General features: G+C 63.9%; 25 protein-coding genes. 11 read left to right on the forward strand and 14 right to left on the reverse strand.

Annotated features, from left to right (window positions below; all coding sequences use genetic code 11):
- Positions 1–14 precede the first annotated feature (14 nt).
- Positions 15–1,271 carry a tyrosine--tRNA ligase gene (gene tyrS, locus FNB15_RS13910; protein ID WP_144069280.1) on the reverse strand — a complete coding sequence of 419 codons (1,257 nt, stop codon included), beginning with the start codon at positions 1,269–1,271 and terminating at the stop codon, positions 15–17.
- A gap of 114 nt (positions 1,272–1,385) precedes the next feature.
- On the opposite strand from tyrS, the gene FNB15_RS13915 reads away from it, so the two are divergent.
- A complete protein-coding gene (locus FNB15_RS13915) occupies positions 1,386–2,441 on the forward strand; it encodes an anhydro-N-acetylmuramic acid kinase (protein WP_144258766.1) in 1,056 nt (351 codons plus the stop codon).
- Between the two features lie 583 nt (positions 2,442–3,024).
- Here the strand turns inward: FNB15_RS13915 and FNB15_RS13920 are convergent.
- Together FNB15_RS13920 and FNB15_RS13925 are read right to left on the reverse strand one after the other, a co-directional pair.
- Positions 3,025–4,446, reverse strand: a complete 1,422-nt coding sequence (locus FNB15_RS13920; protein ID WP_144069281.1) for a hypothetical protein — start codon at positions 4,444–4,446, stop codon at positions 3,025–3,027.
- A 145-nt stretch (positions 4,447–4,591) separates the two neighbouring features.
- A complete protein-coding gene (locus tag FNB15_RS13925) occupies positions 4,592–5,047 on the reverse strand; it encodes a GNAT family N-acetyltransferase (RefSeq protein WP_185973557.1) in 456 nt (151 codons plus the stop codon).
- Between the two features lie 262 nt (positions 5,048–5,309).
- Between FNB15_RS13925 and FNB15_RS13930 the strand changes: the two genes are divergently transcribed.
- A complete protein-coding gene (locus FNB15_RS13930) occupies positions 5,310–6,077 on the forward strand; it encodes a hypothetical protein (protein WP_144069283.1) in 768 nt (255 codons plus the stop codon).
- Positions 6,078–6,151: 74 nt separating this feature from the next.
- Here FNB15_RS13930 and FNB15_RS13935 read toward each other — a convergent pair whose 3' ends face one another.
- Positions 6,152–6,850 carry an alpha/beta hydrolase gene (locus FNB15_RS13935; RefSeq protein WP_144069284.1) on the reverse strand — a complete coding sequence of 233 codons (699 nt, stop codon included), beginning with the start codon at positions 6,848–6,850 and terminating at the stop codon, positions 6,152–6,154.
- A gap of 110 nt (positions 6,851–6,960) precedes the next feature.
- On the opposite strand from FNB15_RS13935, the gene FNB15_RS13940 reads away from it, so the two are divergent.
- From FNB15_RS13940 to FNB15_RS13950, 3 genes are all read left to right on the forward strand, one after another.
- The gene (locus tag FNB15_RS13940) at positions 6,961–8,094 is read left to right on the forward strand and encodes a cysteine desulfurase family protein (RefSeq protein ID WP_144069285.1); all 1,134 of its coding nucleotides are present in this window, start codon (positions 6,961–6,963) and stop codon (positions 8,092–8,094) included.
- A gap of 153 nt (positions 8,095–8,247) precedes the next feature.
- A complete protein-coding gene (locus FNB15_RS13945) occupies positions 8,248–8,574 on the forward strand; it encodes a ferredoxin family 2Fe-2S iron-sulfur cluster binding protein (RefSeq protein WP_144069286.1) in 327 nt (108 codons plus the stop codon).
- Between the two features lie 19 nt (positions 8,575–8,593).
- The gene (locus FNB15_RS13950; RefSeq protein WP_144069287.1) at positions 8,594–9,337 is read left to right on the forward strand and encodes a sulfite exporter TauE/SafE family protein; all 744 of its coding nucleotides are present in this window, start codon (positions 8,594–8,596) and stop codon (positions 9,335–9,337) included.
- Here the strand turns inward: FNB15_RS13950 and FNB15_RS13955 are convergent, their stop codons facing one another.
- A complete protein-coding gene (locus tag FNB15_RS13955) occupies positions 9,338–10,045 on the reverse strand; it encodes a GntR family transcriptional regulator (protein WP_144069288.1) in 708 nt (235 codons plus the stop codon).
- A gap of 89 nt (positions 10,046–10,134) precedes the next feature.
- Here FNB15_RS13955 and FNB15_RS13960 point away from each other — a divergent pair, with 89 nt between their 5' ends.
- The 6 genes from FNB15_RS13960 to FNB15_RS13985 all read left to right on the forward strand — a co-directional run bounded on the left by FNB15_RS13960 (position 10,135) and on the right by FNB15_RS13985 (position 16,347).
- Complete coding sequence (locus tag FNB15_RS13960) at positions 10,135–11,139, forward strand: Bug family tripartite tricarboxylate transporter substrate binding protein (RefSeq protein ID WP_144069289.1); 1,005 nt, start codon at positions 10,135–10,137, stop codon at positions 11,137–11,139.
- Positions 11,140–11,199: 60 nt separating this feature from the next.
- The gene (gene araD / locus FNB15_RS13965) at positions 11,200–12,939 is read left to right on the forward strand and encodes an L-arabinonate dehydratase (RefSeq protein ID WP_144069290.1); all 1,740 of its coding nucleotides are present in this window, start codon (positions 11,200–11,202) and stop codon (positions 12,937–12,939) included.
- Complete coding sequence (locus FNB15_RS13970) at positions 12,939–13,880, forward strand: SMP-30/gluconolactonase/LRE family protein (protein WP_144069291.1); 942 nt, start codon at positions 12,939–12,941, stop codon at positions 13,878–13,880. The genes araD and FNB15_RS13970 overlap by 1 nt, the downstream gene beginning before the upstream one ends.
- An 18-nt stretch (positions 13,881–13,898) precedes the next feature.
- Positions 13,899–14,615, forward strand: coding sequence for a ribonuclease activity regulator RraA (locus FNB15_RS13975; protein WP_144069292.1), 717 nt, complete (start codon positions 13,899–13,901; stop codon positions 14,613–14,615).
- 326 nt (positions 14,616–14,941) lie between these two features.
- The gene (locus FNB15_RS13980) at positions 14,942–15,778 is read left to right on the forward strand and encodes a ferredoxin--NADP reductase (protein ID WP_144069293.1); all 837 of its coding nucleotides are present in this window, start codon (positions 14,942–14,944) and stop codon (positions 15,776–15,778) included.
- 182 nt (positions 15,779–15,960) lie between these two features.
- On the forward strand, positions 15,961–16,347 hold the full coding sequence (locus FNB15_RS13985; protein ID WP_144069294.1) for a TfoX/Sxy family protein: 387 nt from the start codon (positions 15,961–15,963) through the stop codon (positions 16,345–16,347).
- Here FNB15_RS13985 and FNB15_RS13990 read toward each other — a convergent pair whose 3' ends face one another.
- The 9 genes from FNB15_RS13990 to FNB15_RS14030 all read right to left on the reverse strand — a co-directional run bounded on the left by FNB15_RS13990 (position 16,348) and on the right by FNB15_RS14030 (position 23,791).
- Entirely contained in the window at positions 16,348–16,545 is a 198-nt protein-coding gene (locus FNB15_RS13990) for a DUF2783 domain-containing protein (protein ID WP_144069295.1), read from the reverse strand.
- Between the two features lie 2 nt (positions 16,546–16,547).
- Complete coding sequence (gene paaI, locus FNB15_RS13995) at positions 16,548–16,985, reverse strand: hydroxyphenylacetyl-CoA thioesterase PaaI (protein ID WP_144069296.1); 438 nt, start codon at positions 16,983–16,985, stop codon at positions 16,548–16,550.
- The gene (locus FNB15_RS14000; protein WP_144069297.1) at positions 16,985–17,776 is read right to left on the reverse strand and encodes an enoyl-CoA hydratase-related protein; all 792 of its coding nucleotides are present in this window, start codon (positions 17,774–17,776) and stop codon (positions 16,985–16,987) included. The genes paaI and FNB15_RS14000 overlap by 1 nt, the downstream gene beginning before the upstream one ends.
- 40 nt (positions 17,777–17,816) lie before the next feature.
- Positions 17,817–18,878 carry a GGDEF domain-containing protein gene (locus FNB15_RS14005; RefSeq protein ID WP_144069298.1) on the reverse strand — a complete coding sequence of 354 codons (1,062 nt, stop codon included), beginning with the start codon at positions 18,876–18,878 and terminating at the stop codon, positions 17,817–17,819.
- A gap of 108 nt (positions 18,879–18,986) precedes the next feature.
- On the reverse strand, positions 18,987–19,697 hold the full coding sequence (locus FNB15_RS14010; protein ID WP_144069299.1) for an ABC transporter ATP-binding protein: 711 nt from the start codon (positions 19,695–19,697) through the stop codon (positions 18,987–18,989).
- Between the two features lie 5 nt (positions 19,698–19,702).
- Positions 19,703–20,458 (reverse strand): ABC transporter ATP-binding protein, encoded by a 756-nt coding sequence (locus FNB15_RS14015; RefSeq protein WP_144069300.1) that lies wholly within the window; start codon positions 20,456–20,458, stop codon positions 19,703–19,705.
- Complete coding sequence (locus FNB15_RS14020; RefSeq protein ID WP_246068691.1) at positions 20,451–21,602, reverse strand: branched-chain amino acid ABC transporter permease; 1,152 nt, start codon at positions 21,600–21,602, stop codon at positions 20,451–20,453. The genes FNB15_RS14015 and FNB15_RS14020 overlap by 8 nt, the downstream gene beginning before the upstream one ends.
- 12 nt (positions 21,603–21,614) lie before the next feature.
- The gene (locus tag FNB15_RS14025) at positions 21,615–22,532 is read right to left on the reverse strand and encodes a branched-chain amino acid ABC transporter permease (protein WP_144069301.1); all 918 of its coding nucleotides are present in this window, start codon (positions 22,530–22,532) and stop codon (positions 21,615–21,617) included.
- A 68-nt stretch (positions 22,533–22,600) separates the two neighbouring features.
- A complete protein-coding gene (locus FNB15_RS14030; RefSeq protein ID WP_246068692.1) occupies positions 22,601–23,791 on the reverse strand; it encodes an ABC transporter substrate-binding protein in 1,191 nt (396 codons plus the stop codon).
- Positions 23,792–23,817 lie beyond the last annotated feature (26 nt).

Here is a 23,817-nt window from a genome sequence, read left to right on the forward strand (position 1 = left end):
TGAGAAGCGGGGGCTTACGCCGCCTCGATCAGCACATGCTGCTTCTTGCCGAAGCTGAGACGCAGGCGGCCGTCGCTGCCGAGATCGGCCGCTGAAATCCGCTGCGTCTCTTCGGTCACCACCGCGTCGTTGAGCTTGATCGCATTGCCGCGGATGTGACGCCGTGCCTCGCCGCCGGATTTGGCGAGACCCGCTTCCAGCACCAGCGCGAAGGCTTCGATGCCGGCCTCAAGCCGGACGCGCTCGACTTTCACCACCGGGAGCGCACCGCCGAAGCTGCCCTGCTCGAAGGCCTTCTTCGCGGTGTCGGCGGCGATCTCGGCAGCCTCGCGGCCACGGCACAGCGCGGTCGCCTCGGTGGCGAGCACCTTCTTGGCGTCGTTCAGCCCGGCGCCCTGCAGGTTTTCGAGCTTTGAAATCTCGTCCAGCGGCAGGTCGGTGAACAGCCGCAGGAAGCGGCCGACATCGGCGTCTTCGCAGTTGCGCCAGTACTGCCAGTAGTCATAGGTCGGCAGCAGGTCCTCGTTGAGCCACACCGCGCCTGACGCCGTCTTGCCCATCTTCTGGCCCGAAGCGGTCATCAGCAGCGGGCAGGTCAGGCCGTACAGGCTCATGTCGGCCGAGCGGCGGCCGAGTTCGACGCCGTTGACGATGTTGCCCCACTGGTCCGAACCGCCCATCTGCAGATTGCACTTGTAGCGGCGGCCGAGTTCTACGAAGTCGTAGGCCTGCAGGATCATGTAGTTGAATTCGAGGAAGCTGAGTGGCTGCTCGCGCTCCAGCCGCAGCTTCACGCTGTCGAATGACAGCATGCGGTTGACCGAGAAGTGCCGGCCGTAGTCACGCAGGAAATCGATATACTGCAGCTGATCCAGCCATTCGGCATTGTTGGCCATGATGGCATCCGACGGCCCGTCACCGAAGGTCACAAAACGCGAGAACGCCGTCTTGATGCTCGCCATGTTGGCGGCGATGTCATCATTGGTCAGCAGTTTGCGCGCCTCGTCCTTGCCCGACGGGTCGCCGACTTTCGTGGTGCCGCCGCCCATCAGCACGATCGGCTTGTGGCCGGCCTGCTGCAGGCGGCGCAGCATCATGATCGAGAGCAGATGGCCGACATGCAGGCTCGGCCCGGTGCAGTCATAGCCGACATAGCAGGTGATGCCGGCCGGCCGGCTCGCCAGGGCATCCAGAGCTTCCGGATCGGTGCACTGGTGCAGATAGCCGCGCTGCGAGATGGTGCGCAGGAAATCGGATTTGAACTCGGTCATCTGGGCTGCTCGGTATGATGGGCTTTAATGGCCCGATGGTCTAACATATGGCCCCAGACTCGCCTAGTTCCGGAAAGCCCCGGTTTGCCACAGAATCCCTGGTTTATCGGCCTGATGAGCGGCACCTCGATGGACGGCATCGACGCCGCCCTGCTGCGCACGGATGGCGTCGGGATTTCCGGCTTCGGCCCGGCGCTGACGCTGCCCTATGAGCCTGCCTTGCGCGCCCGTATCCGCGCCTGCCTCAACGACGGCCCCGGCCATCCTTTAAGCTTAAGCCGCGACCTGGCGGTGGCGCATGCTGCTGCCGTGCAGGCGTTGCTGGACAAGGCGGGCATGACGGCGCGTGACATCGCCTGGCTCGGCTTCCATGGCCATACCCTGCTGCACAGGCCGGGCGAGAGACGGACATGGCAGGCCGGTGACGGCGCGCTGCTGGCCCGACTCACCGGCATCGGCACGGTGAGCGACTTCCGCAGCATGGATGTGGCGATGGGCGGGCAGGGCGCGCCGCTGGTGCCATTGTATCATCTGGCGCTCGCCCGGCATGCGCAGCTCGCGCCGCCCTTGCTGGTGCTCAATCTCGGCGGCGTCGGCAATGTCACCTATATCGGCAGTGAGAGCGAGAGCGACCTGATCGCCTTCGACACCGGCCCGGGCAATGCCCTCATTGATGACTGGATGCTGCGGCATGCCAATGTCGCGCATGATGAAAGCGGAACAACGGCGGCAGCGGGTGCAGCGAATGCAGATCGCCTCGCGCGCCTGCTCGACCATCCGTATTTCAATACACGCCCGCCGAAATCGCTCGACCGCAACGACTTCACGTCAGCCGCCGTGGAAGGACTTTCGGTGGAAGACGGCGCGGCGACGCTCGCGGCCTTCACGGCAGCATCGGTGGCGCGCGGCTTAAGCCATCTGCCGCAGCGGCCGCTGCGCTGCCTCGTCTGTGGCGGCGGACGCCACAATGCGACGCTGATGAAGCTGCTGACCCAGCATCTCAACATGCCGGTCGAAGCCGTCGAGGCGGTCGGCTGGAATGGCGATCATCTCGAAGCCGAAGCCTTCGCCTTCCTCGCCGCGCGCGCCGTGCGTGGGTTGCCGCTCAGTCTGCCGGGCACCACGGGGGTGAGTGTGCCCGTGAGTGGTGGAAGAGTGTACAAGCTTTAGCTCTTATTTAAATCTTGCATACATGTGCATTGCGGCTCACTAAAATCACATACGTCCGTATGTATTTCTGAAGTTTTTTCAAAATTAAATTCGCATCGATTATTGCTGGGCCTATTGTCACCCAGTCTGAACACTGGACAAAAGGGGGCGTTCATGAAAATGCGAGTGCTACTCTTATTCGCGATGCTCTTTTGCTTTGCGTTTGGAACGACGTCGTATGCCTCTAATGAGGTTGCGAGTATCACCATCCTCGATGATTCCGCTGCGGTGCAAAAACTAAAGCAGCTCGGTAAGTCTCAACTTTCTCAGGGGGCATGTACTCCATCGGGTCCTGCTCCAGGGCACTCCTGTAGTTGTAGCAACGGAACGACCAGAATGGCTTCCTGCTCTCAAAAAACAGATAGTTTTGGAAAGCCATGTGGCGTTGTCTGCGCGCCATGCTGTAGCGCATGTGGACAGTGTTAATGATTGACCGCCACTCGCTCTGTTGCGAGTGGCGGTTTCCTTCGTGAGTATAGGGTGCCCTACAGCCCCTTCACCATAGCATAGGTCGTGCCGGTCCGATGCGGGGGCCTTCCAGTCCCTAAGCCACCACCATCCGCTGCGGGATATGGTCGGCGCGCAAAGCCTGGCGGTGGCCCGGCGTGGCGATCTGCGGCGCAACCGCATCGCCGCACAGGAAGCCGAAGCCGGCATTGACGCCGAGTTCCAGCCCGGTGGCATCATTCACATTCCACAGGATCGATTCCATCTTGTGCCAGGCGGCCCGCTTGGTGAAAGCCGACAGCGCCTGGAACCGCGCCGCCGGATCGGCGATCTCGGTCGGCAGGCCGGTCGAGAAGGCATGGCAGCCGGTCTGGGCATAGAGGTCGATCAGGCGCGGGTCGGGTGCGAGATTCAGCGTGCGCACGGCGCAGTAACGCTGGACGTAATTGAAGGCATCGGCGATGCGGCTGCCCGGCGTGCCGTTCGGGATGTTGGTCATCACGATCGACAGGCTGCGGAACAGGCCGGCCGGCAGGTCCTTGAAACGTTCGAGATAGATATTGCGTGTGCGCGAGGTCGCCAGCGTGGCGAACGTCACCGGAATGGTGATGAAGCCCTTGTGGCCGCCAGTCACCATGCGGTGCAGGCCGAGCAAAGCGGTGGTCAGCCGGTAGCGGTCGAGCAGGAATTCCAGCTCCTCGGGGTCTTCCAGCATCGGGTCACTGGCATCGGCGGTGCGGCCGGTCGGCATATGCGTGACATGCACGGTGTAGAAGGAGAAGGCGCGGCGCTTGACGCTGAAATTCGGATAGAAGGACGCTTGGCATTCCTTCAGGAAGGATGCGCTCTTCTTTTTCTGGAACAGCATGTCGAGCGACTGGTCGAGATCGGTCAGGTCCGGTCCGGCGCCCATCATCGGCGCGGGCCGCTGCTGCGCGGTCTCGGCAAAACCGTCATGCACCGGCTCGTCGCCGAACATCAGCACGTCGCCGCTGGCAGTCGTCGCACCGTTCGTTTCGACGCCGCCGGCCTTCACATGCTGCAGCAGTTCGTCCATCGAGTTCACCTTGCTGGCCAGGAAGCTGCTGTCGACTTCGGCAACGGTGGAGGCGATGTGGATGTGGTGTTCCGGCAGCTCGCCCAGGATCAGGCGCTCGGCCTCCTGCGCGATGGCGGCGGCCTTGGCCTTCGCCTGCGCATGATTCAGTTGCAGGAACAGCACCAGATAGTCGTCGTTTTCAAGATGGTAATGGGTGTCGCCGGCATCGAGCCGCTCGCGGATCACGCCTTCGACGATGCTGTGGATGGTCTCGCGACGTTTGGCCCAGTCATCGCCGAGCGCGTCGCGCACGGCCTGCAGGCCGATCATCTGAAGATTGCCGGCCTGGATTTTGCGCGGCAGCGGGGCGGCGCCGGCAACTACCCGCAGATGCGGTGCGCCGGCAGTGCGACGGGGCGCGGGGGCGTCCGCTGCATCATCGCTGAACAGGAAAGCTTTCATCCGATTGAAGACAGACATGGCCTATTTCCTCCGTGATCCCAGTATGGAGCGGCCATATCGAAACGCGAGTTACTTGCCGGTTACGCTGCAACCGGAGGACATTACTTTTTGGAAAGGCCGGGATTTGAAATTGCCTGTTTTCCGTGGGCGGCCACGGATGCAGTCAGTCCAGCGCCTTCACCATTGCATAGGTCGCGCCGCTACGATGCGTCAGCGCGCGGATGCGGTGATAGCCGAGCCGTTCATAGAATTCGACGCCGGTGAGCGAGGCTGACAGCGCCAGTTGCGCATCGCCGCGCTGGCGTGCATGCGCCTCGATATGCGCGACCAGCATGCTGCCCAGTCCCAGCCGCTGTCGCTCGGGCACGACGAACAGCGCCCAGAGTTCTCCGCCGGCATAGCCCACCGTGGCGACGATCTCGCCGTCGATCTCGGCGACGAACACATCCTGGCGCTGGATGCGCTCCAGCATGCCGCCGGCCGAAAAGCTGGCGAACAGGCGGCTGATCTCGGCCACGGAATAGTCGGCCGCATTGCTGACCCGCAGCGTGCGCTGGATCAGGGCGGCGATAACCTTGGCATCGCTGTCGATGGCGGGGCGGATCGGAATGGCGAACATGCATCCATCAGATAAGGCGGAGAAGGCGAAACCCCAATCGTCGTTCCCGCGAAAGCGGGAACCCAGTCGTGCGGTCGCGTGGATGCCCGCCCGTCGCGCTTTGCGTGACAGCATATATAAGGCGGCAAAGCCGCCGGGCGCGGGCATGACAAAAAGAAGCGGTATAAGAATAATATCCTATCAATGTTCTTTTTTTGTTTACATAGAGCCAGTGCCGCGTTATCCTGATCCGCCTCTACAGTTTCATGCTCTGGAGGCCACCATGGCTCTGAACGACACTCATCCCGCGCGCCCTGTTGGCAGTGCGGGCCGCAAACGCGTGCGGATCGACTGGAAACGCGGCGCAGCGCTGCTGATCGATGGCGAAACGCCGACGGCGGTCTGTGCCGCGCTCGGCATCGACGAAGACCGGCTCTGGCGTCATCTGCGCGGCAGCCTGCGTTTCCAGTATCTGCTGCGGCAGGCGCGCGAACGGCGCCGGCTGCTCGGCCAGCTCAAACTCGAAACCGTCAGCCGTGAAGCCGTGGTGCGTCTCGCGCGCAGCGCCGACAGGCCTGACGCCATGCTGATCGCGCAGCTTGTGCAAACCGCCCAGGGCCAGGATTGGGGCGAGGGCATCACGGAAAACAGCGACGTGATCGCGCGGCTGGCCGACAGCGGTCGCCGGCCGCCGAACCAGGCCTTTCGCAAACGGCTTGCCGTCGAACGCAAACAGATGGATGCCGAATTCGAGTCCTACTGCCGCGCGGATGCTGCGCGTGCAGCGGCGCAGGCGGTAACGCAAGCTGCTGATGCGGCAGCGAAACCGGAGAATAAGACTCAGTTAAGCGAAAATAAGCCCGTGCTAAGCGCGGTGGAGAGTGCCGCGAGTGCGGAGACGCCCGCAGAACCGCCGCGGCTGCCGCCGCGTCGCGTGCCCCTGCCGCTATCAGCGCGGAGTGAGAGCACCATCGTCGATCTCACCGATATCTACGGCAATCCGCTGCCGGTAAATGGGACCCCGGCTTGCGCTGACGCTTGGCCTGGGTGACGGGAATACATAAGAGCGTCACCCCGGGCTTGACCCGGGGTCCCATTTTTTTTGCGATGTCGCGGAGAAGACGCTTACGACTGCGGCGTGTTGTTGCTGGCTGCCTGCGCGCCCTTCCCGGCGCGGGCCGAGGTCGGCGTGAAGCTGGTCTTCACATACTTGTCGGCCGCCGCCGTCAGTTCGTCGAGCTTGCCCTCGAAGAAATGGTCGGCGCCCTGCACCTTCTTGTAGTCGATCTTGATGCCCTTCTGCAGCGCGAGGCGCTGCGCCAGCTTGGCGACTTCGGGCTCGGCCACGATCTTGTCCTCGGTGCCCTGGATGATCAGCCCCGAGGAGGGGCAGGGCGCGAGGAAGCCGAAATCGAACATGCCGGCCGGCGGCGCCACCGAGATGAAGCCGTCGATTTCCGGGCGGCGCATCAGCAGCTGCATCGAGATCCAGGCGCCGAACGAGAAGCCGGCGATCCAGACGGCCGAGGCATTGGCATTCACGCCCTGCAGCCAGTCAAGCGCCGAGGCGGCATCCGAAAGCTCGCCCTGGCCGTTATCAAAGGTGCCCTGGCTGCGGCCCACGCCACGGAAGTTGAAGCGCAGCACGGAAAAACCGCGCTTGGCGAAAACGTGGAACAGGTTATAGGTGACCTTGTTATTCATCGTCCCGCCATACAGCGGGTGGGGATGCAGGATCAGCGCGATCGGCGCATTGACCTCCGGCCCGTGGGTATAACGGCCTTCGAGCCGTCCGTCAGGGCCGGGGAATATGATGTCAGGCATCTCGGTTCGTCACTTTGGCGCCTCTGGGGAGGGGCGGCGCTGAAAATCAGTTGAAGCAGGATCACTTTTACCATACTCGGCAGAGCGAAATTCAAGCTTAAAAGCAGGAAATGAACTCCAGCTACCTTGACTATAACGCAACCGCGCCGCTGCGGCCGGAGGCCCGGACCGCCCTGCTGGCGGCGCTGGAGGCACCCGCCAACCCGTCGTCGGTGCACCGTTTTGGCCGCAACGCGCGCGGAATCGCCGATATCGCGCGCGGCCAGGTCGCCGATCTGGTCCGTGCCGAGGCCCGCCGTGTGGTCTTCACCTCGGGCGGGACGGAGGCAAATAATCTGGCGCTGCGGCTGGCCCTTGAGGGCGCCGGGGTCAAAAGCCTGGTCATTACCGGGATTGAGCACGACTCGGTGCTGCGTCCGGCACGCCATGCCGGCCTGCCGACCTATGAGGTGGTGGCGGGAGCCGATGGCGTGGTTTCCCTGGGGGCACTCGAGGCGACGCTCGGCGCGGCGCAGGCGGCCCATCCTGGTCCGGCGCTGGTCGCGCTCATGCTCGCCAACAACGAGACCGGTGCGATCCAGCCGGTGGCCGAGGCCGCCCGGCTGGCCCATGCGCACCAGTCGCTGCTGCTCTGCGACGCCGTGCAGGCGGCGGGCAAGATCCAGGTCAACCTCAGCCAGCTCGATGCCGACTTCCTCACCCTGTCCGCCCACAAGCTGGGCGGGCCCACCGGGGTCGGCGCGCTGATCACCCGCGACGACTGGACCCCGGCCCCCCTCCTGCGCGGCGGCGGGCAGGAGAAGGGCATGCGGGCCGGCACCGAGAATCTCGGCGGCATCGCCGGCTTCGGGGCGGCGGCGGCGGCGGCCCAGCAGGGTATGTACGGCATGAAGACCGTGGCCGCTTTGCGCGACCGGCTGCAGGCCGGATTGCTGGCGGTCTGCCCGGAAGCCCCGGTTTACGGGACTGGTCTTCGGTTGCCCAATACGCTGTGCATCGGCATGCCCGGGGTGCCGGCCGAGACCCAGGTGATGGCGCTCGACCTGGCCGGTGTCGCCGTGTCGGCCGGCTCGGCCTGTTCGTCGGGCAAGGTGACGCCGAGCCATGTGCTGACCGCCATGGGCCTGCCCGAGGCGGCGGCGCGCGAGGCGATCCGCTTCAGCCTGGGCTGGGCCAGCCGGCCTGAGGACGTCGACCGGGCGATCGAGGCCTGGTGCAAGCTCTGGCAGCGCAAGCGAAAGTGATGTTTCGGATTATATATAAATCATAAGTATGTGAAAAATATTGATTATTATATAAAACTTAAAGTGAAATCCTGTCGGTTGCTGAGCGGCGCTGCAGGCGATATATCCACCCCGTCCGCGCCGTGCGGGCTGAAGCCCCGGAGCCCCTGAGCGATGCCGAAAATGACCTTCATCCAGCCGGACGGGAAGCGCGTCGAGGTCGATGCGTCCAACGGCCTCTCGGTGCTGGAGATCGCCCACAAGCACGGCATCGACATCGAGGGCGCCTGCGAGGGCTCGCTGGCCTGCTCGACCTGCCATGTCATCATCGACCCCGACTGGTACGGCAAACTGACGGCTGCCAAGCCCGACGAGGAAGACATGCTCGACCTCGCCTTCGGCCTGACCAAGACCTCGCGGCTCGGCTGCCAGCTCATCATGTCCGACGCGCTGGACGGCCTGGTGGTCAGTCTGCCGACCGCCACCCGGAACATGATGTAAGTCCGACCCAGGCAGTCCGGTGGATCCGCTGTTTCTCGTCGTCGCCCTCGGGGCGGCGCTGGCCGGTTTCGTCCAGGGCCTGTCCGGTTTCGCCTTCGCCATGGTGGCGTCGGCGGTCTGGGCCTGGTGGATCGACCCGCAGCTGGTCGCCGCCATGGCGGTGTTCGGCGGCTTCAGCGGCCAGCTGCTGGCGGCGCTCACGGTGCGGCGCGGTTTCGATCTCGGGCTGCTGCTGCCCTTCGTGGCCGGCGGCCTGGCCGGCATTCCGGTCGGCGTCGGCATCCTGCCGCTGCTGAACGTCGACCTGTTCAAGCTGGCGCTGGGCGGTCTGCTGGTGGTGATCTGCCCGGTCATGCTGCTGGCCCACCGGCTGCCCCGGGTGCGTGGGGGCGGACGCCTTGCCGATGCTGCGGCGGGCTTCGCCGGCGGCGTGCTGGGCGGGATCGGCGGCGTCTCGGGCGCCATCCCCACCCTGTGGTGCACCCTGCGCGGCATGCCCAAGGATACCCAGCGCGCGGTGATCCAGAATTTCAATCTCGGCATGCTGGGCGTCACGCTCGCCAGCTATATCGGCACCGGCGTGATCACCACCGCCACCCTGCCGATGCTGGCCATCGTGCTGCCGGCCATGCTGATCCCCACGCTGCTGGGGGCGCGGCTCTATATCGGCATCAGCGAGGCGGCTTTCCGCCGCATCGTGCTCGGGCTGCTGACGGCCTCGGGCGTTGCGATGCTGGCGGCGGCGGTGCCGAAGCTGGTCTGATCAGTCGCGGAAGTAGCCAGCCGGGTATTGCGCCCGGATGCCGGACACGAAGGCGAGCGACCGCGAAAGATGGTCGCGCACCTCCTGCGCGGCCCGGACCGGATCGCCAGCCGCGATGGCATCCACGATGGCGCTGTGGTCGCGCATGATCTGATGCACCTTGCCGGTCATCGGCAGATGCAGACGGCGCAGGCGGTCGATATGGCCGCTATGCCGGCGGGCCAGGATCCACAGGTCGGGAACGCCGGCGGCGTCATACATCTGTCTGTGGAACAGCCGGTCCTGCGCATCGAACTGCGTCAGGTCGCCGCTCTCGCCAAAGGCCTGCTGCAGGCGCAGCGTCTGGCGCAGCTGCTCGATCAGCCTGGGATCGGACTGGCTGGCCAGGGTATGCACCATCTCGATCTCGATCGAGCGGCGCAGGAAGGCGGCCTGCTGTGCATGGTCCAGGTCGATCGGGCTGACCCTGGTGGCATGCTGCGGAAAGATCTCGACCAGGGCTTCCTCGGCCAGCTTCATCAGCGCGTCGCGGATCGGGGTGGAGCTCAGTCCGAACTGCAGCTGCAACTCGGTGCGCGACAGCACCGTGCCCGGCACCAGCTCCAGATTGATGATCGCATCGCGCAGATGGTCGAATACCTGCGGCGCCGCCAGCCGCGAACGGTCGCGCAGCGGGGTCAGGGCGAGGCGGGTCAGGGTCACAGTCATGGACCCGTCTATAGCATGGCATCCGGTTTGACGCACTAATGCATTAGTGCTTTAATCCCGGCCATAAGAATCAAGGAGGAGGAAACCTGATGACGCAATCCCACACGCGGCGCTTTGTCGGCGCTGCCGCGCTCGGCCTGCTGGCCAGCGCAGCCCTGTTCGGCTCCGCCCAAGTGAATCAAGCCCAGGCCCAGACCTATCCCGACCGCAATGTCACGATGATCGTGCCGTTCCCGGCCGGCGGCGCCTCGGATATCACGGCGCGCAACGTCGCCGCCAAGCTGACCGACAGCCTCGGCAAGACCGTGGTGATCGACAACCGCGCCGGCGCCAATGGCTCGCTGGGCGCCACGCTGCTGAAGCAGGCTGCGCCCGACGGCTACACCATCCTGGTCGGCTCGATCGGTGTGTTTGCCATCAATCCGGCGCTGTTCCCCGACCTGAAATACGATCCGATGAAGGATTTCGATCTCCTCACGGTCGCCGTGCGCACGCCGAACGTGCTGGTGGCGCATCCGGGCTTCCCGGCGAATAACGTGAAGGAACTGATCGAGTATCTGAAGAAGAACCCGGACAAGGTGTCGTTCGCCTCGTCGGGCACCGGCTCGTCGGACCATCTGACGGCCGCGCTGTTCATGCAGAAGACCGGCACGGTGGGCGTGCATGTTCCCTATAAGGGCGGCGGGCCGGCCATCGGCGACCTGATCGGCGGCCATGCCAACGTGTCCTTCCAGAATCTCGGCGCCATCGCCAACCATGTGCGCGGCGGCAAGCTGAAGGCGCTCGCCGTCACCGCCGACAAGCGCAATGCGGCGCTGCCGGACGTGCCGACGCTCGCCGAAGCCGGCGTCAAGGACGTGGAAGTGTATTCCTGGCAGGCCGCCGCTGCGCCCAAGGGCCTGCCGCCGGCTGTTCGCGCCCGGCTGGAAAAGGACATGATCGCCGGCCTGAAATCGGCTGATATGACGGCAAAGTTCAACGATATCGGCTTCGATGTCGTGGCCAATAGCAGCAAGGAATTCGAAACCTTCCTGGCTGCCGAGATTGCCCGCTGGAAAACCGTGATCGAGGTCGGCAAGATCAAGCCGGAATAACTGTTCGCATGACGGGGCGGGCAGCGATGCCCGCCCCATTCATTTTCAAGAGTCCCCCCGATGACCAGCAAAAAGAAAACCCCAGACCAGCTCCGCAGCGCCCGCTGGTTCGCGCCAGATGATCTGCGCAGCTTCGGCCACCGGTCGCGCATCATGCAGATGGGCTATGCCGCCACCGAATGGACCGGCAAGCCGCTGATCGCCATCGTCAACACCTGGTCCGACATCAATCCCTGCCACGCGCATTTCAAGCATCGCGTGGAAGACGTGAAGCGCGGCGTGCTGCAGGCCGGCGGCCTGCCGATCGAACTGCCAGCAATCTCCGTGTCCGAAAGTTTCGTCAAGCCCACCACCATGCTTTATCGCAACATGCTGGCGATGGAGACCGAGGAGCTGATCCGCAGCCATCCGGTCGACGGCGTGGTGCTGATGGGCGGCTGCGACAAGTCCACGCCCGGCCTGATGATGGGCGCCACCAGCGCCGGCCTGCCGATGATCTACCTGCCGGCCGGCCCGATGCTGCGCGGCAACTGGAAAGGCAAGATCCTCGGCTCGGGCTCGGATGCCTGGAAATTCTGGGACGAGCGCCGCGCCGGCAATATCTCGAACCAGGAATGGAACGACATCGAAGCCGGCATCGCGCGCTCTTACGGCACCTGCATGACCATGGGCACGGCCGCCACGATGATGGCGATCACTGAATCCATCGGCATGACCCTGCCGGGCGCATCCTCCATTCCCGCCGCGGATGCCGGTCATATCCGCATGAGCAGCGAATGCGGCCGTCGCATCGTGGACATGGTGTGGGAAGACCTGACGCCGCAGAAGATCCAGACCCGCAAGGCCTATGAGAATTCCATTGCCGTCGCCATGGCGATGGGCTGCTCGACGAATGCCATTATTCACCTCATTGCAATGGCACGCCGCGCCGGGCAGGACATCTCGCTGGAGGATTTCGAGATCGCCAGCCGCAAGGTGCCGGTGATCGCCAATATCCGTCCGTCAGGCGAAGAGTATCTGATGGAAGACTTCTTCTATGCCGGCGGTCTGCCGGCGCTGATGACCCGCATCAGGGATCACCTGCATCTCGATGTCGTCACCGTCAGCGGCCAGACGCTGGGCGAGAATATCGCCCATGCCCAGGTGCATAACGACGATGTCATCCGCAGCACCGAGACGGCCATCTATGCCGAGGGCGCGCTGGCCGTGCTGAAGGGCAACCTCGCGCCGGATGGCTGCGTGATCAAGCCGAGCGCCTGCGAACCGCGCTTCCTCAAGCATTCCGGCCCGGCGCTGGTGTTCGACGATTATCCTTCGATGAAGAAGGCGACGGATGACGAAAACCTGGATGTCACTGCCGACCACGTGCTGATCCTGCGCAATGCCGGTCCTCTCGGTGGGCCCGGCATGCCGGAATGGGGCATGCTGCCGATTCCGAAGAAACTGGTGAAGCAGGGCGTGCGCGACATGGTGCGTCTGTCGGATGCGCGCATGAGCGGCACCTCCTACGGCGCCTGCATCCTGCATGTGGCGCCGGAATCCTATATCGGCGGGCCGCTGGCGCTGGTGCAGAATGGCGACATCATCTCGCTCGATGTCGACAAGCGCACCATCACGCTGGATGTGTCGGACGCCGAACTGGCCAAACGCAAGGCGGCCTGGAAGCAGCCCGAGGTGCGCTACGAGCGCGGCTATGGCTGGATGTTCTCCAAGCATATCAAGCAGGCCGACCAGGGCTGCGACTTCGACTTCCTCGAAACCGATTTTGGCGCCCCCGTGCGCGAACCGGATATCTTCTGATGTGGACCGGCTCGTCTCGCTACCCCGATCCGGCCGTGCAGGTGCTGGACGACAGTTTCGCCAAACTGCGGCTGCGCACGGCTGCCGTGGAAAAGCTCGCCACCGGCTTCCGCTGGGCCGAAGGACCGGTCTGGTTCGGCGACCAGCGCTGCCTGATCTGGAGCGACATCCCGAACAACCGGATGCTGCGCTGGGACGAGCAGACCAATGCTGTCACCACCTTCCGCCAGCCGTCCAATCATGCCAACGGCAATACGCGCGACCGGCAGGGACGGCTGGTGACCTGCGAGCATGAGACGCGGCGCATCACCCGCACCGAATACGACGGCAGCATCACCGTGCTGGCTGACCGGTTCGAGGGTAAGCGTTTCAATTCGCCGAACGACATCGTGGTGAAATCCGATGACAGCGTCTGGTTCACCGACCCGGTCTTCGGCGTGAACAGCAATTACGAAAGCCGCAAGGGCACGTCGGAACTGCCGCAGTATGTCTATCGCCTCGACCCCGAGAGCGGCGAGCTCAGCGTCGCGGCCGAAGGCCTGAACGGCCCGAATGGTCTCGCGTTTTCGCCGGACGAGAGCAAACTCTATGTCGTGGAGTCGCTCGCGGCACCCAACCGCCTGATCCATGTCTATGACGTCATCAACGGCGGCAAGACGCTCAGCAACAAAAAGCTGTTCATCGATTGCGGCGCCGGGACATCCGATGGTTTCCGCGTCGATACTGCCGGCAATCTGTGGTGCGGCTGGGGCATGGGCAGCGACGATCTGGATGGCGTGATGGTGTTCAACGCCGATGGCCGCGCGATTGGGCGCATCGCCCTGCCGGAACGTTGCGCCAATCTGTGTTTCGGCGGGGCGATGCGCAACCGCCTGTTCATGGCCTCAAGCCAGTCGCTCTATGCCCTCTATGTCGACGCGCAAGGCGCGACACTTTCATAAGTCAGGAAGGACTTCCCTGTGGCTGTCAAACCCGAAACCATCGCCAAGCTCAAGACCGTCAGCACGCCGACGCTGGCCACGGCGCTGTACAAGCGCGGCCTGCGCAACCAGTTCATCCAGGATGTGATGCCGCTCAATCCCTCGCTGCCGACCATGGTGGGCGAGGCTTTCACCCTGCGCTACATGCCGGCGCGCGAAGACCGCAATCCGATCACCGTGTTCCAGAACCCCGAGCACCCGCAGCGCAAGGCGGTGGAAATCTGCCCGCCCGGCGCGGTGCTGGTGATGGACAGCCGCAAGGATGCGCGCGCGGCCTCGGCCGGCTCGATCCTGATCTCGCGGCTGATGGTGCGCGGCGTGGCCGGCGTGGTCACCGATGGCGGCTTCCGTGACTCAGGCGAGATCGCAGCGCTGAAGATTCCGGCGTTCCACAGCCGTCCGTCTGCGCCGACCAACCTGACCTTGCATGAAGCGATCGACATCAATGTGCCGATCGGCTGCGGCGATGCGGCTGTTTTTCCGGGCGACGTGATCGTGGGCGATGCCGATGGTGTGATGGTGATCCCGCATGAGATCGCCGACGACATCGCCACCGAGGCGGTCGAGATGACGGCGTTCGAGGATTTCGTCACCGAACAGGTGCTGGGCGGCCGTTCGATCAAGGGGCTGTATCCGGCCACCGATCCGCAGACCAAGGTGGATTTCGATGCCTGGCGCAAGCAGAAGGGCCGCTAAGCGGCCGCCGGCCTGACACCGTCATGGCCGGACTTGACCCGGCCATCTCAACAGGATGGCGTGAGGGGTGTCTCACAACCCGCTTGCGCGCGCAAAAAAGTATTTTATACTTAAAATAATTCCGGCGCCGCTGGCTGCGGCGTAGCGGAGTCATTTAAACACCGCTTTCTTGTGTATTCCGTCTAAACCTTGATTTCGTCCGTGGAATGCGAAATATGCGCTGTTCAAAGGGCCGGAATCATATTATATGTGTACATATGATTTAGGCCGTGAGTTCCGGTCAGCCCCATCTTCGTCCCGTGCTGTCCCTAAACGGATTCAAGCCCATGTCCTCCCAAGCCGCCGCCGCCACTGTCGCTCCCACGCCGTCGCATCCGCTGCTGAAACCCGGCGGCAATCTGCGCGAGGAAGAAGTGACCTTCGTCCATCACTGGACCGACAGCCTCTTCACCTTCCGCACCACGCGCGATCCGAGCTTCCGCTTCATCAATGGCCAGTTCGCCATGATCGGCTTGATCGTCGACAACAAGCCGCTGCTGCGCGCCTATTCGATGGCGAGCGCCAATTACGAAGAGCATCTCGAATTCTTCTCGATCAAGGTGCAGGACGGCCCGCTCACCTCAAAGCTGCAGCACCTGAAAGTGGGCGACAAGATCATCGTCGGGCGCAAGGCGACCGGCACGCTGCTGCAGGACAACCTGCATCCGGGCAAGACGCTCTACCTGCTCGGCACCGGCACCGGCCTGGCGCCCTTCATGTCGATCATCAAGGACCATGAGGCCTACGAGCGCTACGACCGCGTCGTGCTGGTGCATGGCGTGCGCACCGTGGGCGAGCTGGCCTACCAGGATTACATCACCCGCGAGCTGCCGGAGAACGAGTTCTTCGGCGAGGATGTGAAGCAGAAGCTGCTCTATTATCCGACGGTGACGCGCGAGGATTTCCGCAACCAGGGTCGCATCACCGACCTGATCCGCTCGGGCAAGCTGTTCGCCGATCTCGGCCTGCCGCCGCTCAACATCGAGACCGACCGCCTGATGCTCTGCGGCAGCCCGCAGATGCTGGGCGAGATGCGCGAAATGCTGGATGCCATGCACTGGGTGGAAGGTTCCACCACCGGCGCCGGCCATTACGTCATCGAAAAGGCGTTTGTGGAGCAGTAAACACTAGATGGGATCCCGGCTCGCGCTGCGCTTGGCCGGGATGACGATAGGTCTTGCAACATCATAAGCCATCGCCCCGGCCTTGAGCCGGGGTCCCATTTTTGCCTCATCACCGGAAATTTTGCCGCAGGGTGCAAAGCCCACTTGGCCGGCCCCACCGGCTTGGCTATCTTTTCCGCGCCATGACCGCGAGTCGCGATTTCACCGCCTTTGTGCAGGAACTCTTCGCCCCCCTGGGCGGGGTGAGCGTGCGCCCGATGTTCGGCGGGGCCGGAGTCTATTCGCGCGGCGTGATGTTCGCCCTGATCGATGACGACACGCTCTATCTCAAGGCCGATGCCGAAAGCAAAAAGGCCTTCGAGGCGCGCGGCTGCGAGGCCTTCGTCTATGACAGCAAGGGCAAGCCGGTGCAGATGAGCTACTGGAAGCTGCCGGCCGAACTGATCGACGATGCCGACGAAGCGGTGAAATGGGCGCAGACCGCGTTGGCGATTGCCAAGGCCCAGAAGGCCGCGACCCCGCCGCCCTCGCGCCGCATTACGCTGGGTGCCGCACGGCGGCACCGCTGATCAAGCAGCCTTCCCCCGCGCGATCTTCATCGCCTCAATGAGCACGTCCTGGTCGCCGATATGGTTGGCGAGCAGCAGCACCAGCTTCGCCATCGCCTTCTGCGCGGTCGCGTCATCCAGCCCTTCGGTCATCTTCACCAGCGCGGCATAGGTGGCATCGCCATCGGCGAGATTCATCTCGGTGTTGAGCTTGCCCATAGCTATGTCCCCAGACCCGGAATGATCTCGCCGCCAATTTCCCGCGACAGGCCGCGAAACAGCGCCACAGTCTCACCGGTCGCTTCATTGCGTATCGTCATATCGTAGACGCTGCTGCGCCCCGCCGTTTCGCGCAGTTCGGCTGTGGCCGTGAGAACCGTGCCGACCGCGACCGGTTTCAGATAGGTGATGTCGCATTGCTGCGCCACGGCAGCACGGTTGAAGCTGTTGCAGGCATAGCCAAACGCAGAGTCGGCCAGGGTGAAAATCACGCCGCCATGGCAGGTGCCGCCGCTGTTGACCATATCGGGCTGCACCGTCATGCGTAGCACGCAGCCGCCCGGCATCACCGAGGCAAGCTGCACACCGAGCCTGCGTCCAGCCATATCGCGTTCGGCGACCAGCTTGCCGACGGTTTCTGCGATCTGCTGTGGCGTCATTACTTGCCGCTGAACTTCGCCGCGCGCTTCTGCAGGAAGGCCGTCACGCCCTCGATGAAATCGCGGGTGCGGCCGGCGATCACCTGGCTTTCACGCTCGGCTTCCAGCTGCGCATCCAGGCCGTTGGTGGCCGACTGGCGGATCAGCTTGCGGATTTGCGCAAGGCCTACCGTGGGCCCGCTGGCAAACTTGGTCGCAACTTTCATAGCGGCCGGCATCAGCTCGGCATCGTCCACGCATTGCCAGATCAGGCCCCATTCAGCGGCGGTTTCGGCCGGCAGTTTTTCGGCCAGCATGGTAAGGCCGAGCGCGCGCGCCGTGCCGGCCAGGCGCGGCAGGAAGAAGGTGCTGCCGGCATCGGGCACCAGGCCGAGATTGCCAAAGGCCTGCAGGAAGGTGGCGGACTTCGCCGCGATCACGATATCGCCGCACAGCGCGAGGCTCATGCCGGCACCGGCGGCCGGACCGTTCACGGCGCAGACCACCGGCATGCGGAAGGCGGCCAGCTTGCGGATCACCGGATGGTAGCGATCGTGCAGAGCCTTGCCGAGATCGGGCATGCCGCCATCGGCGCTCAGATCGCCCGAGGCGAGGTCGGCGCCGGAGCAGAAGCCACGACCGGCGCCCGTGATCAGCAGGCAGCGGATCGACGCGTCCTGGTCGATATCCTCCAGCGCCTTGAGCAGTTCGCTCATCAGTTCGAGGCTGAGCGCATTGAGTCGCTCGGGGCGGTTCAGGGTGACAGTGGCGATGCCATCCGTCTTGTCGACGATCAGGGTCTTCCAGGCCATGCGTTTCTCTCCCGTTATGGGAGGAACGCTAGCTGATTTGTCAGGAGCGGAGAACCGTTTCCGTGAGCGTCGAAGTGCCTTCCGTTGCGGCAACCACGCGGTTGCGGCCTTCGCGTTTGGCGCCATAGAGCGCGGCATCGGCGCGCTGCACGAAACTGCTGAGCGCTTCGCCGACCCGGTATTCGGCGACGCCGGCGGAAATGGTGATGCGGCCGAGCGTCTCGCCCGACTGGCGTTTGACCAGCTTGCGGGTGGCAATGAGCGCGCGGATGTTGTCGCCCAGCTTCACGGCCTGGTCGGCGCGGGTGCGCGGCAGCAGCAGGGCGAATTCCTCGCCGCCATAGCGCGCAGCCAGATCCTGGCCCTTCACATTGTCGCTGAGCGTGCGGGCGACCAGCTGCAGCACGGTGTCGCCGGTCTGATGGCCGTGGCGGTCGTTGAACAGCTTGAAATGGTCGATGTCGAGCAGCATCAGTGTCAACGGCTCGGCGCTGTCCTGTGCGGCCTTGGTCAGCAGCGACAGCGTCTGTTCGAAGTTCTTGCGGTTGGCCAGGCCGGTGAGGGAGTCGGACAGCGACTCACGGCGAGCCTGCTCGAAATGCTCGCGCAGCTGCTGCACTTCCGCCGTGGTCTCGGCCAGGCGATCTTCCAGCGACTGGTTGCGCTCCTGCATGCTGCGGGTTTCCTGCAGCATCGCGCCGACCAGCGAGCCGAAGGCGGGGGCATGGCCCTGCTTGTCGAGGCTGTCGGAGAAATCCTCCAGCTTGTCGCCGTAGGTGCGCGTTTCCTGTTCGGCGGCGCCGACGAAGTTGCGCAACTCGTCCATCGCTTCCTGCAGCTTCTCGGTGGTCTCGCGCGAGGCCCGCAGCATGCGCGCGGGATTGAGGTATTCCTCGTAGAGCTGCAGTGTGGTGTCGGGCGTGAACGATGTGCCGGCGGCCAGCAGCGCATCGATGGCGCGGCTGAGCGCCGGATCGCGGCCGGCATGGTATTCGTACCAGATGGTGAAATTGATCGGGGTTGGCGGGATCGAAAACCGCGTCATGCTGGCCACCGCCGCGTGGGCGTATTCAGCCGCCTGATGCAGGTCGTCGTGGTACATAACCGGGCTCCCCCTCGGCGCAGAGCGGTCTCCCCCGATCCCAAGCCTTGCGCGCGCCTACTTTGCGGCGGCGCCGGGTCGTCTGTCCACGATTTTACTGATGAAATTTCAGATGCCGAGGTAACGGTGCTGGATGTCGGGCGCGGCCTGCAGATCGGCCGAACTGCCCTGCCAGACGACGCGGCCTTTCTCGATCACGAAATGCCGGTTGGCCAGCTTGGTCAGCGCGCCGATATTCTTATCCACAACCAGGATCGACTGCCCGGCCTGCTTGAGTTGCTCCAGGCAATGCCAGATTTCCAAGCGAATCAAGGGGGCAAGCCCTTCGGTCGCCTCGTCCAGGATCAGCAGATGCGGATTGGTCATCAAGGCGCGGCCGACCGCGAGCATCTGCTGCTCGCCGCCAGACAGCTGGCTGCCCATATTGCCGGCCCGCTCGGCCAGGCGCGGGAACAGCGCGATCACCCGTTCATAGGTCCAGGGTTGCGCCGACCCGTTACGATTGGCGGCGGTGGCAATCAGGTTTTCTTTCACCGAGAGGTTGGGGAAAATCTGACGGCCTTCAGGCACCAGGCCGACGCCGACCTTGGCGACCCGGTAGGAGGGCAGGCCGCGGATCTCGGCATCGCGGAAGCGGATATGGCCGCGCGCCGCCGGGGTCAGGCCCATGATCGAGCGGATCGTGGTGGTCTTGCCCATGCCGTTGCGGCCCATGAGCGTGACGACTTCGCCGGCTTTGATGTTCAGCGACATGCCGAACAGCACCTGGCTACGGCCGTAGAAGGTGTCGATGGCGTCGACGGTCAGAAGATCAGTCATATCATTCACTCCGCCGCCGCCTCGTCGCCGAGATAGGCCTGGCGGACCTGCGCGTTGCGGCGAATGTCGTCGGGCAGGCCGGTGGCGATGGCATGGCCGTAGACCAGCACGGTGATGCGGTCGGCCAGCGCGAAAACGGCATCCATGTCGTGTTCGATCAAAAGAATAGTGACGCTGCCCTTGATGCCGCGCAGCATGGTGACCATGCGGGCGGAATCTTCCGGACCCATGCCGGCCATCGGCTCATCGAGCAGCAGCAGCTTGGGTTTGGTGGCAAGTGCCATGGCGATCTCGAGCTGGCGATGTTCGCCATGGCTCAGCGCGCTGGCGATGACGTCGGCGCGATGGGCGAGGCCGACCTGTTCCAGCGCCTGCATGGCCGGATCGCGTAAAGACCGATCCTTGCGGGCGGGCGCCCAGAAGCGGAAGGAATGGCCGTCATGCGCCTGCACGGCGAAGGCGACATTGTCCAGCGCGGTGAAGTTCTGGAAGATCGAAGTGATCTGGAACGAGCGCGCAATGCCGCTGGCCGACCGCAGATGCACCGGCATCGCGGTGATGTCCTGGCCCATGAAATGGATGCTGCCGGCATCGGGACGCAGTTCGCCGATCAGCTGGCCGATCATCGTGGTCTTGCCGGCGCCGTTCGGGCCGATCACGGCATGGATCTCGCCCGCGCGCAGATCGAGCGACAGATTGTCGGTGGCGGTGAGACCGCCGAACCGCTTCACCAGATTGGAAACCTTGAGCACTTCAGTCATGGCGGGCCCCCTTGCGGTCGATGGCCCACTTCGCCACCCAGGCCAGGGCGCAGGCGGCAACCAGAATCAAAGTCGGGATCAGCCATTCGTCCTCATAGGCTGAGTGAACGCCATAAAGCAGGAAGAAGGCGGCGAGGCCGGCCAGCAGCGCGCCGGCCTGACCGCGCACCATCGCGCCATCGATACCGCCGCGCGCGAACAGCACCACCAGCACCAGGATCGGGCCGAACACGATCTTCCAGTATTCGGTCCAGCTGGACAGCACCTCTTCCAGCAGCAGGAAAGCGACGGTGCCGAAGACCGGTCCGAACAGGCTGCCCATGCCGCCCAGCACGACCATGACGATGAGGTCGCCGGAGCGCGACCAGTGCATCATCGCCGGGCTGATGAAGCCGGTGAAGGTGGCGGTCAGCACGCCGGCCAGGCCGCAGATCATGCCGGCCAGAACGAAAGCCGTGAGCTGATAGCGATGAACCGGGAAGCCGATCGTGGCCATGCGGCGGTCGTTCGACTTCGCGCCCTGCAGCACCATGCCGAAACGCGAATTCACCGTGCGATGGACGAAGTAGACCGTCGCCAGCAGGATCACCCAGCACAGGTAATAGAAGGTCGGGCGGTTATCGAGATTGAGCAGGCCGCCGAAATCCGAGCGCTTCATGATGTTGAGGCCGTCGTCGCCGCCGTAAGCGAAGGCACCGTTGCCGAGATAGTAGACCAGCTGTGACAGCGCCAGCGTGATCATGATGAAGAAGATGCCCTTGGTGCGCAGCGACAGCAGGCCGATCAGCGCCGCGACAATGCCGGAGATGATCACCGCCAGCGGCCACTGGATCCAGGCGGCATGCACGCCATGGAAGGCGAGGATGCCGACGGTATAGCCGCCGACGCCGATATAGGCCGCATGGCCGAAGCTGACCATGCCGCCATAGCCGAGGATCAGATTCAGGCTGACTGCGGCAATCGCCATGATGACGATGCGGGTGAACAGCGTGAGCAGGAACGGGTCCTCGAAGGCAACCGACAGAACCGGGATCAGGCCGAGGAAGCCGAGCAGCACGAGGCCGACAATGAAGCTGAGACGCCCAGAAATACCATTCTGGGAGTCAGCAGTGGACGCGGCGGCGGAGGTGGAAGCTGACGACACGAAACAGACTCCTCAGCGGCCGGGTGCGGGGAACAGGCCCGCGGGACGAAGCACCAGCACGGCGGCCATCAGGATATAGATCAGCATCGACGACAGCGCGGTGGCCAGCGTGCTGGCTTCCGACGGCGACAGGAAGCTGCCGAGGATGTTGGGCAGGAACGCGCGCCCCATGGTGTCGATGATGCCGATGGCCAGCGCGGCGATGAAGGCGCCGGGCAGCGAGCCGATGCCGCCGATCACGATCACGACGAGCGCCAGGATCAGGATGTTGTCGCCCATGCCGATTTGTACGGTGGTGACCGGTCCGGCCATCAGGCCGGCCAGGGCCGCCAGCGCCGAGCCGAGGCCGAAGACCAGCGTGAACAGCTGCTTGATGTTGATGCCGAGCGCGCCGACCATTTCGCGGTTCGACGCACCGGCGCGGATCAGCATGCCGAGCCGCGTGCGCTGCACCAGCACATAGAGGAAGGCGGCACACAGAAGCCCGACAAGGATGATCAGGAAGCGATACGACGGATAGGGCAGGCCGGGCAGGATCAGGATCTGGCCCTGCAGCCAGTCCGGCGTCTGGATGGTCATGCCGCCGGCGCCGAACATCAGGCGCGCGAGTTCATTGAAGAACAGGATCAGGCCGAAGGTGGCCAGCACCTGGTCGAGATGGTCGCGGGTATAGAGCGTGCGCAGCGCGATCATTTCCACGGCGATGCCGAGCAGTGCGCCGGCCGGCAGCGCCAGTGCCGCACCGAGGAAGAAGCTGCCGGTCCATTCGGTGAAAACGGCGGCGAAATAGGCGCCCATCATATAGAGCGAGCCATGCGCCAGATTGACCATGTCCATGATGCCGAAGACCAGCGTCAGGCCGGCTGCCAGCAGGAACAGCAACAGGCCGATCTGCAGGCCGTTCAGGAATTGCTCGAAAATCAGCAGCATGGTGTTAAGGGGCGCTCATTGGTCGAAGGGTGCGCCCCGCTGTAATAAGCGGGACGCACCGGTTTACATCACATCTTGCACTTGGCGGCATGCGGATCCGTATGCGCCGTCAGCACGGTGCTGACCGTGCGCAGGTCGTATTCGGTATCCGACACCTTGTAGGCTTCCTGCTGGTAGACGTTCTGGATCGGGAAGTTGTTGTTGCCGAATTTGAACGGGCCACGCACGCTATCGAACTTCGCCGCCTTCAGCGCCGCGCCGACCGCCTTCTTGTCCTTCAGGTTGCCCTTGGTGGCGGCAACGGCCGAAGCAATCAGGTTGGCGGCGTCGTAGCTCTGCGCGCCATAGAAGGCCGGCGTCTCGTTATACTTCTTCTTGTAGTCGGTGACGAACTTGGTGTTCGCGGCATAGGGCAGGTCGGTGCCCCAGGTCGAGGTCAGATAGGTGTCGAGCACCAGGTCCTTCTGCAGCTTCAGGGTCACCGCGTCGATGGTGAAAGCCGAATAGACCGGGATGTCCTTCTTCAGGCCGGCCTGGCTGTACTGCTGGAAGAACTGCACGCCGGCGCGGCCGGGGAAGAAGACATAGACCGCTTCGGGCTTGGCCGCGCGGATCTTGGAAATCTCGCCCGAGAAGTCGAGCTGGTCGGGCCACTTGGTCATGTCCTGGCCGATCACCTGGCCCTTGAACAGCGACTTCACGCCATTGGTGCCGTCCACGCCGGCGGCATAGTTCGGCGCCACCATGTAGAGCTTCTTGATGCCCTTCTGGTTCAGCAGCTCGCCGACCGCCATGTGGTTCTGGTCGTTCTGCCACGAGGCAGCAAAGAAATACGGGCTGCAGCCTTCACCAGCCAGTTGCGATGGGCCGGCATTGGTGCTGATCAGGAACGTATCCGCGTCCAGCACCGGCTTGTAGGAGGCCAGCAGCACGTTCGACCAGATATAGCCGGCGACGAAATCGACCTTGTCGCGCTGCAGCAGCTTTTCGGTTTTCTGCTTGCCCACTTCGGGCTTCTGTTCGTCGTCTTCGTAGATCACCTCGACCGGCACGCCGCCCATCTTCTTGCCGAGATGGTCGAGCGCCAAGTTGAAGGCGTTCTGCATGTCGCGCCCGTAGGCCGCATTGGGCCCGGACAGCGTGGTGACAAAGCCGATCTTGATCTTCTTCGCGGCCTGGGCTGCGGCATCGCCGGCCATGAACGGCACGGCCATAAGCGCGGTAGAGAGCAGGGCGAAAGTTTTGAAAGCGGAACGCATCGTTCGTGTCTCCTTCAGTGACATGC

The sequence above is a fragment of the Ferrovibrio terrae genome, from assembly GCF_007197755.1.
Classification (GTDB): Bacteria; Pseudomonadota; Alphaproteobacteria; order Ferrovibrionales; family Ferrovibrionaceae; genus Ferrovibrio; species Ferrovibrio terrae.